General features: G+C 71.5%; 17 protein-coding genes. 8 read left to right on the plus strand and 9 right to left on the minus strand.

Annotation, left to right across the window (positions count from 1 at the left end):
- The first annotated feature begins 126 nt into the window (after positions 1-126).
- Entirely contained in the window at positions 127-1,131 is a 1,005-nt protein-coding gene (hemB, locus tag BLW86_RS21315; protein WP_093875505.1) for a porphobilinogen synthase, read from the plus strand.
- 207 nt (positions 1,132-1,338) lie between these two features.
- Here the strand turns inward: hemB and BLW86_RS21320 are convergent, their stop codons facing one another.
- Positions 1,339-2,121: a DUF4253 domain-containing protein gene (locus tag BLW86_RS21320; RefSeq protein WP_093875506.1), complete on the minus strand. Its 783-nt coding sequence runs from the start codon at positions 2,119-2,121 to the stop codon at positions 1,339-1,341.
- Positions 2,122-2,231: 110 nt separating this feature from the next.
- On the opposite strand from BLW86_RS21320, the gene BLW86_RS21325 reads away from it, so the two are divergent.
- A complete protein-coding gene (locus tag BLW86_RS21325) occupies positions 2,232-2,501 on the plus strand; it encodes a DUF1876 domain-containing protein (RefSeq protein WP_093878787.1) in 270 nt (89 codons plus the stop codon).
- 63 nt (positions 2,502-2,564) lie between these two features.
- On the opposite strand, the gene argS is transcribed toward BLW86_RS21325, so the two are convergent.
- Complete coding sequence (gene argS, locus BLW86_RS21330) at positions 2,565-4,334, minus strand: arginine--tRNA ligase (RefSeq protein WP_093875507.1); 1,770 nt, start codon at positions 4,332-4,334, stop codon at positions 2,565-2,567.
- A 174-nt stretch (positions 4,335-4,508) separates the two neighbouring features.
- Between argS and lysS the strand changes: the two genes are divergently transcribed.
- A complete protein-coding gene (gene lysS, locus BLW86_RS21335) occupies positions 4,509-6,230 on the plus strand; it encodes a lysine--tRNA ligase (RefSeq protein ID WP_093875508.1) in 1,722 nt (573 codons plus the stop codon).
- 245 nt (positions 6,231-6,475) lie between these two features.
- Here lysS and BLW86_RS21340 read toward each other — a convergent pair whose 3' ends face one another.
- The 3 genes from BLW86_RS21340 to BLW86_RS21350 all read right to left on the minus strand — a co-directional run bounded on the left by BLW86_RS21340 (position 6,476) and on the right by BLW86_RS21350 (position 9,684).
- A complete protein-coding gene (locus BLW86_RS21340; protein WP_093875509.1) occupies positions 6,476-7,729 on the minus strand; it encodes a DUF2637 domain-containing protein in 1,254 nt (417 codons plus the stop codon).
- 120 nt (positions 7,730-7,849) lie between these two features.
- Positions 7,850-8,596, minus strand: a complete 747-nt coding sequence (locus BLW86_RS21345; protein WP_093875510.1) for a DUF3558 domain-containing protein — start codon at positions 8,594-8,596, stop codon at positions 7,850-7,852.
- A gap of 137 nt (positions 8,597-8,733) precedes the next feature.
- The gene (locus BLW86_RS21350; RefSeq protein WP_093875511.1) at positions 8,734-9,684 is read right to left on the minus strand and encodes a hypothetical protein; all 951 of its coding nucleotides are present in this window, start codon (positions 9,682-9,684) and stop codon (positions 8,734-8,736) included.
- Between the two features lie 174 nt (positions 9,685-9,858).
- On the opposite strand from BLW86_RS21350, the gene BLW86_RS21355 reads away from it, so the two are divergent.
- Positions 9,859-11,052: an RtcB family protein gene (locus BLW86_RS21355; protein WP_093875512.1), complete on the plus strand. Its 1,194-nt coding sequence runs from the start codon at positions 9,859-9,861 to the stop codon at positions 11,050-11,052.
- A 63-nt stretch (positions 11,053-11,115) separates the two neighbouring features.
- Here BLW86_RS21355 and BLW86_RS21360 read toward each other — a convergent pair whose 3' ends face one another.
- Positions 11,116-11,880: an SDR family NAD(P)-dependent oxidoreductase gene (locus BLW86_RS21360; protein WP_093875513.1), complete on the minus strand. Its 765-nt coding sequence runs from the start codon at positions 11,878-11,880 to the stop codon at positions 11,116-11,118.
- Between the two features lie 363 nt (positions 11,881-12,243).
- Here BLW86_RS21360 and BLW86_RS21365 point away from each other — a divergent pair, with 363 nt between their 5' ends.
- The gene (locus tag BLW86_RS21365) at positions 12,244-12,597 is read left to right on the plus strand and encodes a hypothetical protein (protein WP_256341381.1); all 354 of its coding nucleotides are present in this window, start codon (positions 12,244-12,246) and stop codon (positions 12,595-12,597) included.
- Positions 12,598-12,689: 92 nt separating this feature from the next.
- On the opposite strand, the gene BLW86_RS21370 is transcribed toward BLW86_RS21365, so the two are convergent.
- Positions 12,690-14,105: an FAD-dependent oxidoreductase gene (locus BLW86_RS21370; protein ID WP_093875515.1), complete on the minus strand. Its 1,416-nt coding sequence runs from the start codon at positions 14,103-14,105 to the stop codon at positions 12,690-12,692.
- Positions 14,106-14,219: 114 nt separating this feature from the next.
- On the opposite strand from BLW86_RS21370, the gene BLW86_RS21375 reads away from it, so the two are divergent.
- Complete coding sequence (locus BLW86_RS21375; protein WP_093875516.1) at positions 14,220-14,780, plus strand: TetR/AcrR family transcriptional regulator; 561 nt, start codon at positions 14,220-14,222, stop codon at positions 14,778-14,780.
- An 83-nt stretch (positions 14,781-14,863) separates the two neighbouring features.
- Positions 14,864-15,349 carry a MarR family winged helix-turn-helix transcriptional regulator gene (locus BLW86_RS21380; protein ID WP_093875517.1) on the plus strand — a complete coding sequence of 162 codons (486 nt, stop codon included), beginning with the start codon at positions 14,864-14,866 and terminating at the stop codon, positions 15,347-15,349.
- Positions 15,350-15,420: 71 nt separating this feature from the next.
- Here BLW86_RS21380 and BLW86_RS21385 read toward each other — a convergent pair whose 3' ends face one another.
- Together BLW86_RS21385 and BLW86_RS21390 are read right to left on the minus strand one after the other, a co-directional pair.
- Positions 15,421-16,158 carry a Mut7-C RNAse domain-containing protein gene (locus tag BLW86_RS21385; protein ID WP_093875518.1) on the minus strand — a complete coding sequence of 246 codons (738 nt, stop codon included), beginning with the start codon at positions 16,156-16,158 and terminating at the stop codon, positions 15,421-15,423.
- Positions 16,159-16,460: 302 nt separating this feature from the next.
- Positions 16,461-17,312: an NmrA family NAD(P)-binding protein gene (locus tag BLW86_RS21390; protein ID WP_093875519.1), complete on the minus strand. Its 852-nt coding sequence runs from the start codon at positions 17,310-17,312 to the stop codon at positions 16,461-16,463.
- A 111-nt stretch (positions 17,313-17,423) separates the two neighbouring features.
- On the opposite strand from BLW86_RS21390, the gene BLW86_RS21395 reads away from it, so the two are divergent.
- Positions 17,424-17,870, plus strand: a complete 447-nt coding sequence (locus tag BLW86_RS21395; RefSeq protein ID WP_093875520.1) for a GNAT family N-acetyltransferase — start codon at positions 17,424-17,426, stop codon at positions 17,868-17,870.
- The last annotated feature ends 71 nt before the right edge of the window (positions 17,871-17,941 follow it).

Genomic DNA, 17,941 nt, shown 5'->3' on the forward strand with positions numbered 1-17,941 from the left:
TGGGCGAAGGGGGTGGGCACCGTCCCGGCGGAACGGCTGCCCGCAACGGGGGGCGCGGGTCGTGAGGGGTGTATGCCCACAACGCGTCGGTAAGGGCACTGCGCGCACGGGCGTAGCCTCGGATTCATGAACTCGTACGGATCCTTTCCCGGGGCGCGCCCGCGGCGGCTGCGGACGACGCCCGCCATGCGCCGGATGGTGGCCGAGACGCGGCTGCATCCCGCCGACCTGATCCTGCCCGCGTTCGTGCGCGAGGGGATCACCGAGCCCGTGCCGATCCAGGCCATGCCCGGGGTCGTGCAGCACACCCGGGACACCCTGCGGAAGGCCGCCGTGGAGGCGCTGGAGGCCGGGGTCTCCGGGATCATGCTCTTCGGCGTGCCCGACGACGCGAAGAAGGACGGCGCCGGGACGGCCGGCACGGACCCGGACGGCATCCTCCAGGTCGCCATCCGGGACGTGAAGGCCGAGGTCGGCGACGAGCTCGTCATCATGTCGGACCTGTGCCTCGACGAGTTCACCGACCACGGCCACTGCGGCGTCCTGGACGCCGAGGGCCGCGTCGACAACGACGCCACGCTGGAACGTTACGCCGAGATGGCCCAGGTCCAGGCCGACGCCGGCGTCCACGTCGTCGGCCCCTCCGGGATGATGGACGGCCAGGTCGGGGTCGTCCGCGACGCCCTGGACACCATCGGCAAGGAGGACGTGTCGATCCTCGCGTACACCGCGAAGTACTCCTCCGCCTTCTACGGCCCCTTCCGCGAGGCCGTCGGCTCCTCCCTCAAGGGCGACCGCAAGACCTACCAGCAGGACCCCGCCAACCTCCGCGAGTCGATGCGCGAGCTCGCGCTCGATCTGGAGGAGGGCGCCGACATGGTGATGGTCAAGCCGGCCGGCCCCTACCTGGACGTGCTCGCCAAGGTCGCCGACTCGGTGGACGTGCCCGTCGCCGCGTACCAGATCAGCGGCGAGTACTCGATGGTCGAGGCCGCCGCCGAGAAGGGCTGGATCGACCGCGACAAGGCGATCCTGGAGACCCTCACCGGCATCCGCCGCGCCGGCGCGCAGATGATCCTCACCTACTGGGCGACCGAGGCCGCGCGGAACCTGTCCGCCGGTCGCGGATAGCCGGGACCTAGGGTCTGTCCGGCGGATCATGGCCGGGGCCGCGACGCCTGGCACGGCCCCTCGCCGCGTTGCCGAAACGCCCCCACAGCCTCCGCTGTCGAGGCGCTCCGGCGCCTTGCGAGGCGTCCCCTCGGCCTTGGCGGGCCTGGGGAGGCCCCATGCACCGGACGCCGCGGCCTTCTCCGACCCTGATCCGCCGGACAGGCCCTAGTCCCACCAGAAGCTCCACACCGGGGCGTCCACCAGCGCCCCCCGGGCGTACTCGCGCAGGCCGTCGTGGTTCCCCTGCGTGATGTTGTCCGGGCAGAACGCGAAGTGCTCCGCCGCCACCGCCTCGGCCTCCGCCACGGTCCGGGGCGGGGCGGCCACCGAGACCACCAGGTGGGCGAAGGTGAGCGCGACGACACGGGCGCCGAAACGGTCCTCCCAGGAGCGCAGCACCGCGCACAGGCGGGCCACGTCGTTCTCGTGGTTCAGTGGCCCGCCCCAGCCGATGACCGCCGGTATGTCGGCGCTCCGCCGGGCCGGCACCAGCGCCGGGCGCGCGTCCGCCAGCCAGAAGCCCGGCTCCGTCAGCAGCTCCGCGACATCGGCCGCCGCCCGGTCGGGGTCCGTGCTCAGCGGTTGCGCCGGAGCCAGGCCCGGCCAGTCGGCGGCGGGCGAAGCCTCGATCTCCTCCGCCGCGTAGTACTCCCAGAACCCGGCGAGCACCTCGTCGGCGTCGTGGTCCGCCGGGTCACTCATCCGCCCCGGCTCCAGTTCCCACTGGTCCAGGCCCCACTCACCGCCCAGCAGGACGGGCAGCAGCCCCGCCGTGCGGGCCGCCGGGCGCAGCGCCGCCCAGGCGGCGGGGCCCGCCGCGCCGTGCCCCGACCAGAGGTACGGGGCGTCCGCCAGCCCCGTGAGGGCGCCGGGCGGCAGGTCGAGGCCGAGGGAACGGCCGGTCGGATCGGACACGAGCCTGGGCAGCTGGTTCGGGATCATCGCCATGACCAGAAGGTAGGGCGAGCCACTGACAACGGGGCGAGTGGTGGGGCGGCACCGGGCGGCGCACCCTGGAGTGGTAGCCGACAGGTACCTCGGTGGAGGTGGTCCTCATGATGCACACGCTTGTCGGATGGCATGTGGAGATGGAGTTCCAGGAGGAAGGCGACCGGACACGGGCCGCAGCCATGGTCCGGCTCGGCGACGGCACCGAGTTCCGGGCCCACGGCACCGCGAACCGCCACCCCTCCGACCCGGACCAGCTGCGGGTGGGCGAGGAGATCGCCGGCGCACGCGCCCTCATGGACCTCGCCTCACAGCTCCTCCAGAAGGCCCACAAGGAGATCGACGAGGTGTCCGGCCGGACCTCGCACGAAATCCGCTGACGCCCCGGTGGCGACGAAGCCCCCGGCACGGCGCACCGTACCGGGGGCTTCGTACCAGGCGTGTCAGAGGCGCTCGGGCGTCCGGATCCCCAGCAGGGCCATGCCCTGGTGGAGCGTGCGGGCCGTCAGGTCACAGAGGAAGAGGCGGTTCTCCGCGACCTCCTTCGCCGGTTCCGGCTTGATGACCGGGCACTGGTCGTAGAACGTCGTGTACAGCGAGGCGAGCTGGTACAGGTACGCGGTGAGCTTGTGCGGCGCGTACTCCGTGGCCGCTTCGGACACCGTCTCGGCGAACTGGTCCAGGTGCAGGCCGAGCGCGCGCTCCGCCGGAGCGAGCTCCAGCTCCGGGTGGGCGACAGGGGTGCGGTCGCCCGCCTTGCCGAAGATCGACTTGATACGGGCGTACGCGTACTGGAGGTACACCGACGTGTCGCCGTTCAGCGACACCATCTGGTCCAGGTCGAACTTGTAGTCACGCGCCGCGGACGTCGACAGGTCGGCGTACTTCACCGCTCCGATGCCGACGTACTGGCCGTTCTCGACGATCTCCGTCTCGGTCAGGCCCACTTTCTCGGCCTTCTCGCGGACGACCGCCGTCGCCCGGTCCACCGCCTCGTCCAGCAGATCCACCAGCCGGACCGTCTCGCCCTCACGGGTCTTGAACGGCTTGCCGTCCTTGCCCAGGACCGTGCCGAAGGCCAGCTGGACGGCCTTCACCTCGTCGTTCAGCCAGCCGGCCCGGCGGGCCGTCTCGAAGACCATCTTGAAGTGCAGCGACTGACGGGCGTCCACCACGTACAGCAGGGAGGTCGCCTTCAGGTTCTGCACCCGGTCCCGGATCGCCGACAGGTCCGTCGCCGCGTAGCCGAAGCCGCCGTCGGACTTCTGCACGATCAGCGGCGTCGGGTTGCCGTCCGGGCCCTTCACGTCGTCGAAGAACACGCACAGCGCGCCTTCGGAGCGGACCGCGACGCCCGACTCCTCCAGGATGCGGCAGGTCTCCACCAGCATGTCGTTGTACCCGGACTCGCCGACGACGTCGCCGTCCCGGATGTCCATGTCCAGCTTGTCGAAGACCGAGTAGAAGTAGATCTTCGACTCGTCGACGAACCGCTGCCAGAGCGCGAGCGTCTCTTCGTCCCCGGCCTGCAGGTCGACCACGCGCGCGCGGGCCCGCGTCTTGAACGCCTCGTCCGAGTCGAACAGGGCGCGCGAGGCCTTGTACAGCCGGTTCAGGTTCGACATGGCCTCCTCGCCGGAGACCTCGGCCTCCGACGAGTGGTCCAGCTCGTGGGGGTGCTCGATCAGGTACTGGATGAGCATGCCGAACTGGGTGCCCCAGTCGCCGATGTGGTGGCGCCGGACCACCGTCTCGCCGGTGAACTCCAGGATCTCGACCATCGCCGCGCCGATCACGGCGGACCGCAGGTGACCGACGTGCATCTCCTTGGCCACGTTCGGCTGGGCGTAGTCGATGACCGTCGTGCCCGCCGACTCGTTGAACGGCACGCCGAGACGCGCCTCCGCCGCACGGGCCGCGAGGGTGTCGACGATCGCCGCGTCCGTCACCGTGATGTTCAGGAAGCCGGGGCCCGAGACCTCGATCTCCTTCAGGACGTCGTTGGCCGGGATCGCCTCGACGACCTTCGTCGCCAGCTCGCGCGGGTTGCCCTTGAGCTGCTTGGCCAGCGCCAGGATGCCGTTGGCCTGGAAGTCGGCCCGGTCGCTTCGTCGCAGCAGCGGGTCGGCGGACGCGGCGTCCGGCAGAGCCGCCGAGAGGCCGTCCGCGAGGCGCTGCTGCACGGTCGAAGCGAGGGAAGGGACCGAGGCCATGAGCTTCCGTTCCTGTTGAGTTCGTCAGGTCTATTTCGCTTGTCAAGTGTCCCATGGGAGAGCAACGTGTTTTCTCCCCCTGTGGACAACCTCGGAGCGCGTCGTTCCGTCTGGGACAATGGCAGACGTAGAGCTGTAAGGCTTTGAGGCTTCAAGAAAGAAGGACGTACGACCGTGGCTCAGAGCAGCACCGAGACCGACTGGGTCTCCCGTTTCGCGGACGAGGTCATCGCCGAGTCGGAGCGACGTGCGCCTGGCAAACCGGTCGTCGTCGCCTCCGGTCTCTCCCCGTCCGGCCCCATCCACCTCGGCAACCTCCGCGAGGTCATGACCCCGCACCTGGTCGCCGACGAGGTCCGCCGCCGCGGGTACGAGGTCCGGCACCTCATCTCCTGGGACGACTACGACCGCTACCGCAAGGTGCCGAACGGCATCGAGGGCATCGACGCCTCCTGGGCCGAGCACATCGGCAAGCCGCTGACCTCCGTCCCGGCCCCGGCCGGCTCGCCCCACCCCAACTGGGCCGAGCACTTCAAGGCCGCCATGGTCGAGTCCCTCGCCGAGCTGGGCGTCGAGTACGACCCGATCAGCCAGACCGAGCAGTACACCGCCGGCACCTACCGCGAGCAGATCCTGCACGCGATGAAGCACCGCGGCGACATCGACGCCATCCTCGACCAGTACCGGACGAAGAAGGCCCCGAAGAAGCAGTCCCAGAAGCCCCTCGACGAGGCCGAGCTGGAAGCCGAGGAGGGCTCCGGCGCCGCCGCCGAGGACGACGGCTCCGGCGGCGCCTCCGGCTACTTCCCGTACAAGCCCTACTGCGGGCAGTGCGAGAAGGACCTCACCACCGTCACCTCGTACGACGACGACACCACCGAGCTCGCCTACACCTGCGCGAACTGCGGCTTCTCCGAGACCGTCAAGCTCAGCGAGTTCAACCGCGGCAAGCTGGTCTGGAAGGTCGACTGGCCCATGCGCTGGGCCTACGAGGGCGTCATCTTCGAGCCCTCCGGCGTCGACCACTCCTCGCCCGGCTCGTCCTTCCAGGTCGGCGGCCAGATCGTCCGCATCTTCGACGGCGTCCAGCCCATCGGCCCCATGTACGCCTTCGTCGGCATCAGCGGCATGGCCAAGATGTCCTCCTCGAAGGGCGGCGTGCCCACCGCGGCCGACGCCCTGAAGATCATGGAGCCCCAGATCCTGCGCTGGCTCTACGCCCGCCGCAGGCCGAACCAGTCCTTCAAGATCGCCTTCGACCAGGAGATCCAGCGGCTCTACGACGAGTGGGACAAGCTGGAGGCCAAGGTCGCCGACGGCTCCGTCCTGCCCGCCGACGCCGCCGCCCACTCCCGTGCCACCCGCACGGCCGCCGGCGAGCTGCCGCGCACCCCGCGCCCGCTCCCGTACCGCACCCTCGCCTCCGTCATGGACATCACCGCCGGCCACGACGAGCAGACCCTGCGGATCCTCACCGAACTCGACCCCGAGAACCCGGTCACCTCCCTCGACGAGGTCCGCCCGCGCCTCGACCGCGCCGAGAACTGGATCACCAACCAGGTCCCGGCCGACCAGCGCACCATCGTCCGCGAGGAGCCCGACACCGAGCTCCTCGGCTCCCTGGACGACGAGGGCCGCGAATCGCTCCGCCTCCTCCTGGAGGGCCTCGACACCCACTGGTCGCTCGACGGACTCACCACCCTCGTCTACGGCGTCCCGAAGGTCATGGCCGGACTCGACCCCGAGGCCAAGCCGACCCCGGAGCTGAAGCTCGCCCAGCGTGCCTTCTTCGCCCTGCTCTACAAGCTCCTCGTCAGCCGCGAGACGGGCCCCCGTCTGCCGACGCTGCTGCTCGCGGTGGGCGCGGAGCGGGTGCGCAAGCTGCTCGGCGCGTAGCGGTCAGAGGCTTCGGGGCGGCTGTGGGTCCGACGGACGGAGTCCGGCGCAGCCGGGCGAAGCCCGAGAGGCCCCCTCGGGGCCGAGCGGCGCGAGGGCGGCGTGGAGGAGGGGGCGGGCCCCCGTCCGCCGACGCTGCTGCTCGCGGTGGGCGCGGAGCGCCCGCGCGTCTGACCTGAGCATGTGAAAGGGCCGCCGCCCGGAGGATCCGGGCGGCGGCCCTTTCACATGCGTTCCTCGTACCCCTACGGGGCGTCCACGTCGGCCCTCGCCTGCTGGACCCGCTCCTGCACACCCGGCACCGCCTGCCGCAGCAGATCGATGTCGGACGCCGGGAACTCCGGAAGGCCGTACTGCTCGGCCACCAGCTGCGCCAGCTCGGCCTCGGCCGGGAACCGCTCGTGCTCCAGCACGTACGAGCTCATGACCTTGTAGACGACGTCCTCGAACTCGTTGACCGGCTGCTCCGGCTGCTCCACGTACTCCGGGTACTCCACGAACTCCTCGGGCCCCGCCGGAGGCACGTCCTCCGGCCCCTGCGGCACCGGGACCGGCATGGGTTCGAGGCCCTCCACGATCTGCGGGTTGTACGTCCCCTCGTACGCCTCCGGAGAGACCTGCGGGGCGTCGAACCACGGGCTCTCGTGATTCACCGGCCCACCCGGGCCCTGCGCCTGACCCGGCACCTGCGCCTGGCCCTGCGCCTGCGCCGGAAGCTGAGCCTGCAGCGCCGCCGGCTGCTGCTGCGCCTGCGCGAGCGGCACCGGCTGCGCCGGGACCGGCTGAGGAGACCCCGGCGGCAGCACGGCCGGTTCGATGCCCGCCGCCGCCAGACCCGCCGCGGCCGTCTCCGCCAGCGGCACCCCGTACCGGGCCAGCCGCAGCGGCATCAGCGCCTCCACCGGAGCCTTGCGCCGCCAGCCCCGTCCGAACCGCGCCTGCAGCCGGGCCTGGTAGATCAGCCGCTCCTGCTCCAGCTTGATGACCTGCTCGTACGAGCGGAGCTCCCACAGCTTCATCCGGCGCCACAGCCGGAACGTCGGCACCGGCGAGAGCAGCCAGCGCGTGATCCGGACGCCCTCCATGTGCTTGTCGGCCGTGATGTCCGCGATCCGGCCCACCGCGTGCCGCGCCGCCTCCACGGCCACCACGAACAGCACCGGGATCACCGCGTGCATGCCCACACCCAGCGGGTCCGGCCACGCGGCCGCGCCGTTGAAGGCGATCGTCGCGGCCGTCAGCACCCAGGCGGTCTGACGCAGCAGCGGGAACGGGATCCGCAGCCAGGTCAGCAGCAGATCCAGAGCGAGCAGCACACAGATGCCCGCGTCGATGCCGATCGGGAAGAAGTACGAGAAGGTGCCGAAGCCCTTCTGCAGGGCGAGCTCGCGCACGGCGGCGTACGAACCCGCGAAACCGATCCCCGCGATGATCAGCGCACCGCCGATGACGAGGCCGATGAGTATTCGGTGTGTGCGTGTCAGCTGCATCGCGGCCACCCGCGACCCCTCCCGTCATTCGACATCCGGCGCGCACAGAGTGGCACATGTGAGCGAAGCCCGGCCTCCGGGGGGAGGGACGGGCTCCGCGCGAATGTGCCGCTCTGCGCTGGTTTGTGACTACTTGTTGGCTGCGGCGACCGCCGCGACGGCCTCCTTGACCGCCGACCCCGCACCGTTCGTGATCGTCTTCGCCGACGGGGTCTCGGCACCCGCGTAACCGGCACCGTTGTACGACAGCAGGACCAGCACATTGCCCGTGCGCACCAGGATCGACGTGTACACGAAGTCCTCGTCCGTCTTGCGCAGCTGGTACGTGACCGTCTTCGCCTCGTCCCCGACGCCCGACCCCGTGACCGTCCGGAGGTTCTTCGCGCCCGGCGTCTCCTGGACCTTCGCCAGCTCCTTCGCGAGGTTCTCCCGCGCGCGGTCCTGACCGCTGCCGAGCACGGCATCGGAGTCGTACCGGTAGAAGGACACGTCCAGCCAGCGGTACTGCGAGCCCTTCACGCCCTTGTCGTCGAGCCCGTTCCACGAGCAGCCGCCACGGCTTGTCAGGTCACTGGAGGCCGCCGGCGTGCCGCCCTTCGTCTTCGCCTTGGGCACCAACACCGCCGTCGTCTTCGCCGAGATCGACTTGCAGACCTCCGGCAGCTTCGCGAACCTCGCCGGCTCCACCGTCTTCGTCGACTGCGAGGGCGACGGGGTCGCCGACGCCGACGCGGTCGTCTTGTCCTGCCCCTGCGTCTTGCCGGAGCCACCGGAGTCGCCGGAGTCCGAGGAGCATCCCGCGACCACGAGCATCACCGGGACGGCGGCGCAGGCGAGTATGCGGGTGAGACGCGTTCGCGGAGCTGATCGCTGCATGGTTCCTTCAGTCGCTTGTCGTACGGTCCGGCCGACGGCCCGCCGGCCGGAGTCGGGGGCGCACGGCCATGGATACGGCCACGGGTACGCCGACACGTTACGTGGTCGCCGTCCGCTCACGGAGCGGATGCGAACGGCTACTCCTCAAGCCGCTCGGCGAGCTGCCGGGCCAGATTCCGGGCCTTTTCCTGCAGTTCCGCGCTGTCGGGGGCCTCGACGGAACCCGTGGTCTGCTCCCGGTACCAGACCGTCACGATCACGTTCGATGTGCGGAACACCACGCTGACGGCACGCTGGTGGCTGTTCGCACCCACCGTGCTGAGGACGTCGTCGAGGTACGCGACGTCCCCCAGGCCCTCGAGGACGCGGGGCTCCAGACCGGTCGCGGTCGAGCCGGCGCCCGGGGTCGCGGAACCCGTGGGGGCGCCGGTGGAGGTGCCGCCAGGGCTTCCGGTGGGGGCGCCCGTGGGGGTGCCGGTGGGGGTGGCGCCCGTCGACGGCGCCTTGCCCGCCAGGGCGGTGGCGTCCGCGGCCGGCGCGCCCGTGGCGGAGGGGGAGCCCGTCGCCGGAGTCGTCGGGACCCCCGTGGTGGTGGGCGGCGCCGTGGGCACCGGGATGCCCGCCGCGAGCTGCTTGCGGACGTACACCTCCTGCGCCCGGTCGTCGTCGCTGACGGCCGCGTCGTACGACACCACCCGCTCGATGTCGAGGGACAGCCGGTGCGAGGTGTCCGGGGTGTCGGCCTTCCACGCGCAGCCGACGCGCCGGTCGGTGTCGTACGTGACGGCCGTGACGCCCCGGTACGCCTTGTCGCGCTCGGCGTCGGGCAGCGCGGCGGCGCCCGGCAGCAGGTCCTTGAGGGTGGCCTGCGGGACGGCGCCGCAGGGCTCGAAGAGGGTGCGGTAGCGGCCGGGGGGCGCGACGGGGGCGGCGGCCTGGCCGGCCTTGGCGTCGACGGCGATGTCGTCCGCGGGGGTGCCGGCGGAGCACGCGGTGAGGCCGGCCCCCAGGCCCAGGCCGAGTGCGAGGACGACGGCGGTGCGAGCCGTGGACCCGGTGCGGCCGGGTGCGTACCTCTTTCGCTGCACGGTCCCAGGCTCCCTTCACCCGAAGTCTTTCCCGAAAACTGTTTGCCGCGCGAACCCGGCCGATGGACACAATGTCTATCGCACACGCAGCTGTTGATGCCGGTCCCCTGTCACCTGTACGGGCTTTGGCTCCGGTTTTTGCGTTATCAGTCTTTTCGGGGGAATCGAGGAAGTATGTCGTACGTAGAGGTGCCGGGCGCGAAAGTACCGATCAGGATGTGGGCCGACCCCGCGTCGGTCGAGGGCGGCGCCATGCAGCAGCTGCAGAACGTGGCGACGCTGCCGTGGATCAAGGGCCTCGCCGTGATGCCGGACGTGCACTACGGCAAGGGCGCGACGGTCGGGTCCGTGATCGCGATGCAGGGTGCGGTCTGTCCGGCGGCGGTCGGCGTGGACATCGGCTGCGGGATGTCGGCGGTCAAGACCTCCCTGACGGCGAACGACCTGCCGGGCGACCTTTCCCGCCTCCGCTCGAAGATCGAGCAGGCCATCCCGGTCGGCCGCGGCCTCCACCGCGAGGCGGTGGATCCGAAGCGGCTGTACCAGTTCCCGACGGCGGGGTGGGAGGACTTCTGGTCGCGGTTCGACGGGGTCGCCGACGCGGTCAAGTTCCGTCGCGAACGTGCAGGTCAGCAGATGGGAACGCTCGGGTCCGGGAACCATTTCGTCGAATTCTGCATCGACTCTTCCGGTGCGGTGTGGCTCATGCTGCACTCCGGGTCCCGGAACATCGGCAAGGAGCTCGCCGAGTACCACATCGGCGAGGCGCAGAAGCTGCCGCACAACCAGGGGCTCGTCGACCGTGACCTCGCGGTGTTCGTCGCGGACACCCCGCAGATGGCGGCCTACCGGCACGACCTCTTCTGGGCCCAGGAGTACGCGAAGTACAACCGCGCGATCATGATGGCGCTCTACCAGGAGGTCGTCCGGAGGGAGTTCCGCAAGGCCAGGGTGACCTTCGATCCGGTGATCTCCTGCCACCACAACTACGTGGCGGAGGAGCGGTACGAGGGCATGGACCTGCTGGTCACGCGGAAGGGCGCGATCCGGGCGGGTTCCGGAGACTTCGGGATCATCCCGGGCTCGATGGGTACCGGCTCGTACATCGTGAAGGGCCTCGGGAACGCGGCGTCCTTCAACTCCGCCTCGCACGGCGCCGGCCGGAAGATGAGCCGGAGCGCGGCGAAGCGGCGCTTCTCGACGCGGGACCTGGAAGAGCAGACCCGGGGCGTGGAGTGCCGGAAGGACTCCGGCGTGGTGGACGAGATCCCGGGCGCCTACAAGCCGATCGAGAAGGTGATCGAGCAGCAGCGGGACCTGGTGGAGGTCGTCGCCAAGCTGAAGCAGGTCATCTGCGTGAAGGGCTGAGGCGCTCCCGGCGGGAGAGCGAGGAGGGGCCGACGCGGTGCGTCGGCCCCTCCTCGCGTTCTTCTACAGCTCGCGGTGGACCTTGGTGTTGGAGGCCTGGGCCCGGGGGCGGACCACCAGGAGGTCGATGTTGACGTGCGGGGGGCGGGTGCAGGCCCAGGTGATGGTGTCGGCCACGTCGTCGGCGGTGAGGGGTTCGGCGACGCCGGCGTAGACCTTGGCCGCCTTGTCGGTGTCGCCGCGGAAGCGGGTGGTGGCGAACTCGTCGGTCTTGACCATGCCGGGGGCGATCTCGATGACGCGGACCGGGGTGCCGACGATCTCCAGGCGGAGGGTCTCGGCGAGGACGCGGGCGCCGTTCTTGGCTGCGACGTAGCCGGCGCCGCCCTCGTAGGTGGAGTGGCCGGCGGTGGAGGAGAGGACGACCACCGTGCCGTCGCCGCTCTCGGTGAGGGCGGGGAGCAGGGCCTGGGTCATGTTCAGGGTGCCGAGGACGTTGACCTCGTACATCCGGCGCCAGTCCTCGGGGTCGCCGGTGGCGACGGGGTCGGCGCCGAGGGCGCCGCCGGCGTTGTTGACGAGGACGGCGAGGGTGCGGAAGGCAGTGGCGAAGTCGTCGACGGCGGCGCGGTCGGTGACGTCGAGGGCGTAGGCGGTGGCCTGGTGACCGGCTTCGTTGATCTCGGCGGCGAGGGCTTCGATGCGGTCCTTGCGGCGGGCGGTGAGGACCACGCGGTAGCCGGCGGCGGCCAGCTGCCGGGCGGTGGCGGCGCCGATTCCGCTGCTTGCTCCGGTGATGACGGCGATGGGGGTACCGGGGCCGGTCATGACGTGCTCCTCGCGCAGGTGGTCGATTACGTCGATCGCCCGGTCAGGATAGGTCGGGGCGGTGGCTGTCGGCGGCCATGCCCCAGGCGAGGGAGCCGGCGACGGACACTCCGCCGTGGGCGGCGAGGAGGAACGGGGCGATGGAGCGGGCGATCGGCATGGGGCAGGGCGTCAGGGGACACGCGGGCTGATGGGTTGTCAGAATATGTGAAGAGTCGTGGGTATTTTGGGGTTATGCGTAGATTGCGGAAAGGTGTGTTCGGGGTCGCTCTCGCGGCTGTCGTGGTGGGTGTGGGGAGCAGTGCCGGCGCTGTGGGGCCGGTGACGGGCGGGGCCGAGGCGGATCTGTCTCATCACGGGCACGTGTCCCTCTGGGACGGGAGGGTCGGGGTCTGGCTGGTCAGCGAGAACCACGGGCCCTCCGACGTCTCCCAGGCGACGGTCCGGCTCGCCTTCTCCGAGCCCATGGCGGGCGGCCAGGAGCTGCCGCCGGCCTGCCTGTGGAGCAGTGACCGGGTGGTGTCCTGTCGGACGGGCGCGCTCCGGGCCGCGGGGGGCGTGGGTGAGCTGGCGCTCGACCTGCGGACCGCGGCCCTCCCGGACGAGATGACGGTCGAGGTCACCACGGCCTGGCGGGACGGGGTGGCCGACCGGAATCCCCGGAACGACAGGCACCGTGTCCTGGTGCTCGCCACCGGGGATCCCTATGTCTTCTGAGTCCGTTCTCTGAAGCTGTTCTCCGAGGCTGTTCTCTGGGTCTTTTTTCTGGGTTCGTCTTCTGGGTCTGTCTTCTGGGTCCGGTCTGGTCTTCAGCGGGTTGCCCAGTGGACGTATCCGTCCGGGCGGACCAGTACCGCGGCCTTCTTCGCCGGGTCCGTCCAGGTGGCCCGCACGAGGTGCTTCGGGGTGGCGGGGGCGCTTGCCGGCAGTGCCGGGGCCGCCCCCTCCGGGGCGATCAGGACGAACTCGCCCTGTCGAAGCAGCTCGTAGAGCCGGCCTTCGCGCAGGTGGACGTCGGGTGCGCGGCGGCCCGAGGGGCGGTCGGCGCCCGGCGCGGGGGCATAGGAGATGCCGATGCCGCTGAGCATGTCCATGGCGCGGGCCGAGGCGGGCGGGAGGGCGTTCAGGAAGCGGGCGGCGAGGGAGCGGGCGGCGCGGGTGAGTGGGGTGTGGGCCATCGCGAGGCGGACGATCGTGCCGCTGCTGCGGAGCACCATGGCGCCGACGGGGTGGCGCTCGGACTGGTAGCTGTCGAGGAGGGCCTCGGGGTCGGGTGTCTCGCCGCGCTCCGCGGCGGTGAGCTTCCAGGAGAGGTTGGCGGCGTCCTGGAGGCCGGTGTTCATGCCCTGGCCGCCGGCGGGGGAGTGGACGTGGGCGGCGTCTCCGGCGAGGAAGGCGCGGCCGACACGATAGGCGGGGGCCTGGCGCTCGTCGCTGTGGAAGCGGGAGATCCAGCGGGCGTCGTGCATGCCGTAGTCCGTGCCGAGGGCCTTGCGGGCGATCTCGCGGACCTCGTCGAGGTCGACGGGCTCGCTGTCGGCGACCTGACGGGTGCGGGTCCAGCCCATCACCCGGTACCAGCCGTCGCCGAAGGGGGCGAGGAAGGCGAAGGTGTCTCCGGAGCCGGCGACGCTGAACGAGTCGGCGGGCTCCTCGGCCAGGCGCACGTCGGCGAGGACGATGGAGCGGATCACGGACCGGCCGGGGAAGGGCAGGCCGAGGGCGGTGCGGACGGAGCTCCGGACGCCGTCCGTGCCGACCAGGTAGCGGGCACGGAGGGCGAGCGGGGTGCCGTCGGGGTCGGTGAGCTCCGCGGTGACGCCGTCGGCGTCCTGGCGCAGTCCGCGCAGCTCCGTCCCGTACCGGAAGGTGACGCCCGCGGCGACCGCCCGGCGCTCCAGGAGTCGCTCGACCTCGTACTGCGGGGTGACGAGCAGGTGGTTGAAGCGGGTGGGCAGCCGGGTCAGATCCAGATCGAGGCGGCCGAAGAGCCGTGCGGTGGTCAGGGTGGTGCCGGTGGTGAGGAGTTCGTCCGCGAGGCCGCGGGCGTCGAGCTGCTCCAGGGTCCGGGCGTGGACGCCGAAGGCACGGGTCATGTTGCCCAGGCCGTGCGGGCGGCGCTCGACGAGGGTGACGTCGATGCCGGCGGTGGCGAGGTCTCCGGCGAGCAGGAGCCCGGTGGGGCCCGCGCCGATGACGAGTACGTCCGTGTCCGTGGTGCTCATGGCTGCCTCCAGGGTGCCCACGACCGTTTGCCAACAACTGTTGGTCAACGCTTGTTGGCAACGTTAGGGTGGCCCGAATGGCGTGTCAACACCTGTTGGCCTACAGTTGTTGGCATGACGACCGTCCGCCGCTCCGACGCCACCCGGGCCGCCATCCTGGAGGCCGCCCGCGAGCGCTTCGCCTCCGACGGATACGAGCGCGCCACCATCCGGGCCATCGCCCGCGACGCCGGGATCGACCCATCGATGGTGATGCGCTACTACGGCAACAAGGAGGGGCTGTTCGCCGCCGCCTCCGAGGTCGACATCGACATCCCCGAGCTGGGCGCCCTGCCCGCGCGGCACGTCGGGGCCGTCCTGGTCACGCACTTCCTGGAGCGCTGGGAGAGCGACGAGGTCCTCACCGCGATGCTGCGGGTGGGGGTCACCAACGAGGCCGGGGCCGCGCGCATGCAGGCGATCTTCGCCCAGCAGCTCGGTCCGGTCACCCGGGGCGTCTGCCCCGACCCGGCGGACGCCCCGCGCCGGGCGGCGCTCGCCGCGTCCCAGATCCTCGGCATGGCCCTCACCCGGTACGTGCTCCGCCTGCCGCCGGCCGTCGAGATGTCCGCCGAGGAGGTCGTGGCCTGGCTGGGGCCCACCGTGCAGCGCTACCTCACCGCCGAGGCGCCCTGACGCCCTGACACCCTGGGCGGCCGGGCCCCGCCGGGGCCGCCCCGGTCCGTGCCCCGGAGGTGTCTGGCTCGTACAATCTCTGCATGACGCAGAAGAGTTCCGTCCGGCGCGAGGCGCTCATGAGCGAGCTGTACGGGGAGGCCCGCCGCTACATGGCCGCCTACGCCCTGTTCAACCAGGCCGTCGCCGACCACCTGGGGCTCCACCCGACCGACGTGCAGTGCCTGAACCTGCTCAGCCTGGAGGAAGGGCCGGTGACCACCGGCCGCGTCGCCGAGCTCACCGGACTCACCACCGGCTCCGCCACCCGCCTCGTCGACCGGCTCGAACGCTCCGGCTACGTGACCCGCGAACGCGACACCGAGGACCGGCGCCGGGTCCTGGTGGCGCTCGTCCCCGAGCGGATGGCGGAGCTCGGCGACCTCTGGCGGAGGCTCAACAGCACCTGGGGCACGATGTTCGACGTCTACAGCGACGCCGAGGTCGCGCTGCTCATCGCCCACATGCGGCGCACCGTCGAGGTCAGTGCCGCGCAGATCGAGCGGTTGCGCGGGGGCGACCTCGGCTGACGGGGGGTAGGGCCGGGGGCCGGTGCCTTCTGGCGGGCCTCTTCTGGCGGGTGTCTTCTGGTCGGCGTCTTCTAGTGGGTCGCCGCCCCGCCGAACTCCCTCACCGCGTCGGAGACGATCGCCTCCAGGCGCGCGTGGTGCGCGCCGCGCCAGTAGACCCTGCCGCACTCCACACACTGGGCGAACACGTCGTACGTCTTCTCGGTGCCCTGCTCCAGGCGCTCGCGCACCGTGTCCTTGTCGGCATCGCTCAGCTCCCCGTTGCACGCCGTGCAGCGGGTCCAGGGCGCCAGTGGCGGGGCGAACCGCTCCAGTACGTCGCGGAGTTGGTCGTCCGGCCGGTCGCTGTAGACGTAGGCTCCCGCCCACAGTTCGCGGCGGCGCAGCAGACCGCGGTCCCGCGAGAGCATCACGCGCCGCTCCCGCGCGGAGAGCGCGGCGAGGGCGGGGTCGCCGATGTCCTCGCTCTCGTACGCCGCGTCCACGCCGAGCAGTCGCAGGCGTCGGGCCAGCGTGCCGAGGTGCACGTCCAGCAGGAACCGGAGCGGTGCGCCCGGCACCGGCTGCGGGCGGACCACGTCCTCCACCTCGACGGTCTCGCCCGCGCCGGGGACGTGCGAGGCGTCGACGGGCCGCCCGTCCACCAGGAGCCGGCCGGCCTCGGTGAGCGGCACGCCCAGCGACTCCACGACGTGGCCGAGCGACGAGGTGCCGTCGGTGGTCAGGGGGGTGCGGCCGGAGCGGCGGTCCGCCGGGACGAAGAGGTGGAGGGCGGGGGCGAAGCTGATCTGGATCTGCGGTCCGTTCACGGGGACCAGGATGGCATCGCGGCTTGGGTGGCGGCCAGGGAATTCGGCCCCGGCCGGGCCAAGGGTCCTGGTCCCTTGGGCCGGGCCCCGCACCTCCAGGGCGGCGCGCGAAGGGATGCGGGGCCAGGCGCGGGATCCTCTGGCGCCGACAAGGGGCGCCGTTCCGTTGTGCCCACCCTCCCCCAAGCTCTCGGCTTCGCTCGGGCAGGGGAACCCCCCTCGCTCCAGCGGAACGATTGCCCACAACGGGGGTGCGGGGGAGGGTGGGTGCCGCCCCGGCGGGACGATTGCCCGGGACGGGGTCATGGGCGGAAGGCGTCCGCGTGGTCTCCCGCCCAGGTGGTGAACGTGCGGGGCGCGTGTCCCGTCAGGTCTTCGATTGTTCTGGTCAGGGGGGTCGGGCGGCCGTCGTGGGAGGACCAGTAGGAGAGCAGGGCGTCCGCGAACGGCTCCGGGACGAAGGCCGCCACTGAGTTCTTCCACTCCTCGGGCGTGACCGTCGTGTACGGCGCCGGGCGGCCCGTCACCTCCGCCAGGATCGCCAGCTGCTCGGTGAAGTCCAGCGACTCGGGGCCGGTCAGCACGTACGAGGAGCCGCGCAGCCGGGGCTCGGTGAGCACCGCGAAGGCGGCCTCGGCGACATCCCGCTCGTGGATCGGGTCGCCGTACGCGTGCGGGTACGGCAGCGCCGGGCCGTGGCCGTCCTTGAGCGCCCGCGCCCACTGCAGGGCGTTGGTGGCGAAGGCGCCCGGCTGGAGGTGGGTGGCCTCGAAGGCGCCGGACTCCGCGGCGGCCGACAGGGCGCGCTCGGCCGCGAGGTGCGAGGCCGCGATGGCGTTCTCCGCGGCGTCCGGCGCGAGGACGGAGCTGGAGGAGAGCAGGACGACGTGCTCGACTCCGGCGGCGCGGGCCCGGTCGGCGAAGGTGCCGACGTGCGCTGCCTCGGCGTACAGGAAGACGGCGTCGACGCCTTTCAGGGCGGTGTCGAAAGTGGCCGGATCGGTGAGATCGCAGCGCACGGTGTCCACGCCCGGCGGTGGAGAGAGGTCCGCGGGGTTCTTGGATCCGGCCCTGGCCTTGACGCCCGCGGCGTCCAGCAGGCCGAGCAGGGTGGTGGCGACACGGCCGCGGCTTCCGGTGACGAGGACGGTCATGAGGGGCCTCCGAGTTTCTCTGCGTGATGCATTCTCTGCGCTGTGCAGATAAATATCCGCGATCGTGCCTCGTCCGTCAACCCTGAAAAAACCTGGGGTACCGTCCCCGACATGAAGATCATCGACCTCGCCCCCGGCGACTCCCGGCTGGAGAGCGACCTCCTGCCTGTCCTCCGCGAGCTCCGCCCCCACCTCACCCCGGAACTCTTCCGCGAGGTCTACGCGGCCGGGCACCCCCAGGGGCTGCGGTTCAGCGCCGCCTACACGGACGGCGGCCGCTGCGTCGGCGCGGCCGGCTGGCGGATCGTCGACAACACCAGCTCCCTGCGCAAGCTCTACGTCGACGACCTGGTGACCGCCGCCGCCGACCGCTCCACCGGCGTCGGGCACGCGCTCATCGCCCACCTGGAGGGCCACGCCCGCGCGGCCGGGTGCCACGAGCTCAACCTCGACTCCGGCACCCACCGCACCGGCGCCCACCGCTTCTACCTGCGGGAGCGCTTCGACATCGTGGCCTTCCACTTCACCCGGCCGCTCACCGCCCCGGACGCCGGCTAGAGCCTGTCCGGCGGATCATGGCCGGGGCCGTGACGCCTGGCACGGCGCCTCGCCGTGATGCCGGACACCCC

The organism is Streptomyces sp. TLI_105 (genome assembly GCF_900105415.1).
In the GTDB taxonomy this organism is placed as follows: Bacteria; Actinomycetota; Actinomycetes; order Streptomycetales; family Streptomycetaceae; genus Streptomyces.

Coding starts and splice junctions, on each gene's coding strand:
- hemB (WP_093875505.1), top strand. CDS start 127: ATGAACTCGTACGGATCCTTTCCCGGGGCGCGCCCGCGGCGGCTGCGG.
- BLW86_RS21320 (WP_093875506.1), bottom strand. CDS start 2,121: ATGGCGATGATCCCGAACCAGCTGCCCAGGCTCGTGTCCGATCCGACC.
- BLW86_RS21325 (WP_093878787.1), top strand. CDS start 2,232: ATGCACACGCTTGTCGGATGGCATGTGGAGATGGAGTTCCAGGAGGAA.
- argS (WP_093875507.1), bottom strand. CDS start 4,334: ATGGCCTCGGTCCCTTCCCTCGCTTCGACCGTGCAGCAGCGCCTCGCG.
- BLW86_RS21345 (WP_093875510.1), bottom strand. CDS start 8,596: ATGCAGCGATCAGCTCCGCGAACGCGTCTCACCCGCATACTCGCCTGC.
- BLW86_RS21355 (WP_093875512.1), top strand. CDS start 9,859: ATGTCGTACGTAGAGGTGCCGGGCGCGAAAGTACCGATCAGGATGTGG.
- BLW86_RS21360 (WP_093875513.1), bottom strand. CDS start 11,880: ATGACCGGCCCCGGTACCCCCATCGCCGTCATCACCGGAGCAAGCAGC.
- BLW86_RS21370 (WP_093875515.1), bottom strand. CDS start 14,105: ATGAGCACCACGGACACGGACGTACTCGTCATCGGCGCGGGCCCCACC.
- BLW86_RS21375 (WP_093875516.1), top strand. CDS start 14,220: ATGACGACCGTCCGCCGCTCCGACGCCACCCGGGCCGCCATCCTGGAG.
- BLW86_RS21380 (WP_093875517.1), top strand. CDS start 14,864: ATGACGCAGAAGAGTTCCGTCCGGCGCGAGGCGCTCATGAGCGAGCTG.
- BLW86_RS21390 (WP_093875519.1), bottom strand. CDS start 17,312: ATGACCGTCCTCGTCACCGGAAGCCGCGGCCGTGTCGCCACCACCCTG.
- BLW86_RS21395 (WP_093875520.1), top strand. CDS start 17,424: ATGAAGATCATCGACCTCGCCCCCGGCGACTCCCGGCTGGAGAGCGAC.